This is a genomic window from Micromonospora sp. KC207, from assembly GCF_004348615.1.
Classification (GTDB): domain Bacteria; phylum Actinomycetota; class Actinomycetes; order Mycobacteriales; family Micromonosporaceae; genus Micromonospora.
The window spans coordinates 1-3,814 of record NZ_SMKJ01000441.1 but is presented as its reverse complement, the minus strand read 5'-3'; the positions used below and the strand labels follow the sequence as shown (position 1 = coordinate 3,814).

Annotated in this window: 4 protein-coding genes; 1 reads left to right on the top strand and 3 read right to left on the bottom strand. The window is 72.3% G+C overall.

What is annotated here, in order from left to right:
• From E1258_RS30900 to E1258_RS30890, 3 genes are all read right to left on the bottom strand, one after another.
• On the bottom strand, positions 1-632 hold a 632-nt coding region (locus E1258_RS30900), incomplete at its 3' end, for a histidine phosphatase family protein (RefSeq protein WP_132407318.1).
• Between the two features lie 173 nt (positions 633-805).
• Positions 806-1,642, bottom strand: coding sequence for an undecaprenyl-diphosphate phosphatase (locus tag E1258_RS30895; protein WP_132407316.1), 837 nt, complete (start codon positions 1,640-1,642; stop codon positions 806-808).
• Entirely contained in the window at positions 1,639-2,691 is a 1,053-nt protein-coding gene (locus tag E1258_RS30890; RefSeq protein WP_132407314.1) for an LLM class F420-dependent oxidoreductase, read from the bottom strand. Before E1258_RS30890 ends, E1258_RS30895 begins: the two co-directional genes overlap by 4 nt.
• Before the next feature lie 257 nt (positions 2,692-2,948).
• Here E1258_RS30890 and E1258_RS30885 point away from each other — a divergent pair.
• A partial coding sequence (locus E1258_RS30885; protein WP_132407312.1) for an aldo/keto reductase occupies positions 2,949-3,814 on the top strand: 866 nt, incomplete at its 3' end.

The window sequence follows — 3,814 nt, the reverse complement described above, 5'->3', positions numbered from 1 at the left end:
GGCGGCACCAGCCCGGTTAGGTCGCCGCCCGTGTCGTTGAGCCGCATCAAAAACGGCCGCAGCGGCGTGTACCGGATCGCCGTGATCGACGCCGGGTCCGCGACGATGCGCTGAAAAAGATCAAGGTGTACGCCGAGCGCGTCCGCCACGATGGCCTTGATCACATCACCGTGGCTGCACGCCAGCCAGACCGCCTCGGGACCGTGCTCGGCGGTGATCCGTGCGTCCCACGAGCGCACCGTGGCGACCGCGCGGGCCGCCATCGCCGCCATGGCCTCCCCCTCGGGGAAGACGACGGCGCTCGGGTGCTGCTGGACCACCGGCCAGAGCGGCTCCTTGGCGAGCTTCTTCAGCGGCTGCCCCTCCCAGTTACCGTAACCGCACTCGATCAGCCCCTCGTCCACCGTCGGCGCGGCCTGCGGCAGGGCCAGCTCCAAGGTCTGCCGGCACCGGACCAGCGGACTGGTCACCACCGCGGCGAGGGGCAACCCGCGCAGCCGCTCCCCCACCGCCGTCGCCTGGGCCCGGCCGGTGTCGTCCAGTTCGACGGGCTGACGCCCGGCGAGGCCGCCGTCGGCGTTCGCGGTGGTGCGGCCGTGCCGCAGGAGGAGAAGAGTCGCCACGCTGCCCACCCTATGGGGTACGAGCCAGGGCCGGGCGGGGCCCAGGGTCGGCCGCCGCGAGCTGGTCGCCGGCGGCCTGGCGGGTTACGACCTGGTTGATCGACTCCGTGTCGGCGATATGGCGGAGTCCCGCCCGGATACCCCCGGGTCGCCGGCATGGAGTCGATCACCGGGCCCGTCAGCTAGGTGGCGGTGATGGTGCCGGTCATCAGGAGGGCGAGGACCAGGGTGCCCAGGGCGACCCGGTACAACACGAAGACGTACAGAGTGTGGTGGGCGACGTAGCGCAGCAGCCAGGCGATGGCCGCGTAGCCGATGACGAAGGCGATGAGCGTGGCCACCACCATCTGCGCCCCGCTCGGCGCGGAGGTTCCCGGCGCGGACGGCTCGAAGACGTCCCCGATGCTGAAGATGCCGGACATCACCACCGCCGGGATGGCGAGCAGGAACGAGTACCGGGCCGCCGCCTCCCGGGTGAGGTTGAGCAGCAGGCCGGCGGTGAGCGTACCGCCGGAGCGGGACACCCCGGGGATCAGCGCCATCGCCTGGGCGAAGCCCATCACGACACCGTCGCGCATCCGGAAGTTCTGCAGGGTCCGGCTCTGCCGCCCCCAGTACTCGGCGAAGGCGAGTACGAACGCGAAGACGATCAACGTGGTGGCGACCACCCACAGGTTGCGCCCGGCGGTGCGGATCTGATCCTTGAACAGGAAGCCGAACAGCCCGATCGGGATCGAGCCGACGATGACGTACCAGCCCATCCGGTAGTCGAGGCTGGAGCGCACCGAGCGGTCCCAGAGCCCGACCAGCCAGGTCCGGGTGATCCGCCAGATGTCCTTGGCGAAGTAGATCAGCACCGCCGCCTCGGTGCCGAGCTGGGTGACGGCGGTGAACGAGGCGCCAGCGTCGCGCTCGAAGAAGATCGCCGAGGTGATCCGCAGGTGCCCCGACGAGCTGACCGGGAGGAACTCCGTGAGCCCTTGGACGATGCCCAGGACGATGGCCTCGATCCAGGTCACTCGCCGACCCCGGACAGGTCGAGGGCCTCGGCGACGGTCCGCAGCGTCTGCGTGCCGCTGTCCCGGTCGGCGACGAAGAGGGTCACCGCGAGGGTGGTGACGCCGGCGGCGGCGTACTCGCGCAGCCGCTCGGCGATGCGCTCCTTGGGCCCGAGCAGCGAGGTGCGGTCGATGAACTCCATCGGCACGGCGGCGGCCGCGTCGCGCTGCCGCTTGGCCAGGTAGAGGTCCTGCACCTCGCGGGCGGCGTCGCCGTAGCCCATCCGGGTGGCGAGCTGGTTGTAGAAGTTCTGCTGCCGGCTGCCCATCCCGCCGACGTAGAGGGCGGCGTACCAGCGGACCAGCTCGGCACAGGTCGCGATGTCGTCGCCGACGACCACCGGAACCGACGGCACGACGTCGAAGCCGGCCAGTTCCTTGCCGGCCTTCGCCCGGCCGGCGGTCACGGCGGCGAGCTGTTCCTGGGCGAACTCGGGGGCGTAGAAGACGGCCAGCCAGCCGTCGGCGATCTCGCCGGCCAGCTCCAGGTTCTTCGGGCCGACGGCGGCGAGGTAGATCGGGATCTGCTCGCGCGGCGGGTGGAAGCCCAGCCGCAGCGCCTTGCCCGGGCCGTCGGGCAGCGGCAGGGTGTAGAACTCGCCGTCGTACGCGACCTCCTTGCGGGCGACGGCGAGCTTGATGATGTCGACGTACTCCCGGGTGCGGGCGAGGGGCTTGCCGAAGCGCACGCCGTGCCAGCCCTCGGAGACCTGGGGGCCGGAGACACCCAGGCCGAGCCGGAACCGGCCACCGGAGAGCGCGTCGATGGTCGCCGCCGTCATGGCGGTCATCGCCGGGGTCCGGGCGGGGATCTGCATCACCGCGCTGCCCACGTCGATCCGTTCGGTCTGGCCGGCGATCCAGGCCAGCATGCTGGGCGAATCGGAGCCGTATGCCTCCGCCACCCACACCACCGAGTAGCCGAGCCGGTCCGCCTCCTGGGCAAGCGCCAGGTGGTCGGCGGGTGTGCTCCACGCCGTCTGGTATCCGAGGCTGAGCCCGAGTCGCACTGGTCCTCCCCCATCCCGCACCACAGGTCGCATCAGGTTACGCAATGCGGGCGGACGACCCGACCACCGGCTCACCCCGAACGCGTCACACCGTCGGGGGCCGGATCCGCCCGGAGGGCGAGCGGGGAAACCCGGCCCAAAGGGCGAGCAGGGAAACCCAGTCCAGAGGGCGAGCGGGAAACCCCGCCCAGAGGGCGAGCGGGAACTTGACGGGAGCGAGGATATCCGTGGCGGCGGGTTCGAAATAAGGTTCACCCATGCAACAGCGACCGCTCGGCCGAAGCGGGCTGGCGGTTTCCCGGCTCGCGCTCGGCACCATGACCTGGGGCCGGGACACCGACGCCGACGACGCGGCCGCCCAGCTGAAGAGCTTCCTCGACGCGGGCGGCAACCTGGTGGACACGGCCGACGTGTACGGCGACGGGGACGCGGAGTCGGTCATCGGCTCGCTGCTGGGCAGCCTGGTTCCCCGCGACGAGTTGCTGATCGCGACGAAGGCGGGGCTGCGGCCGGGCAGCGGCCGGCGCCGGGACGGCTCCCGGGGTCACCTGCTGCGTACCCTGGACGCCTCGCTACGGCGGCTCGGCACGGACCACGTCGACCTGTGGCAGGTCCACGGGTACGACCCGGACACTCCCCTGGAGGAGACCCTGGCGGCGCTGGACCACGCGGTGGCCAGCGGCCGGGTCCGCTACGTCGGGGTGTCGAACTTCTCCGGCTGGCAGACCGCCCGGGCGGCGGCCTGGCAGGCGGCCTGGCCGGGGCGGGCTCCGGTGGTCGCCGGGCAGGTGGAGTACTCGCTGCTGGAGCGGGGGGTCGAACGGGAGGTGCTGCCGGCCTGCGCGGCGCTGGGGTTGGGGGTGCTGCCCTGGTCGCCGCTGGGCCGGGGGGTGCTCACCGGCAAGTACCGGCACGGCCGGCCGGCGGACTCGCGGGCCGCGTCGCCGCACTTCGAGCCGTTCGTCGCGACGTACCTGGAGCCACGCTGCTCCAGCATCGTGGAGGCGGTGGCCACGGCGGCCGGTGGGCTGGGCGTGTCGCCGCTGGAGGTGGCGCTCGCGTGGATCCGGGATCGGCCCGGGGTCACCGCCCCGATTCTCGGCGCGCGGACGGCCGGGCGGCT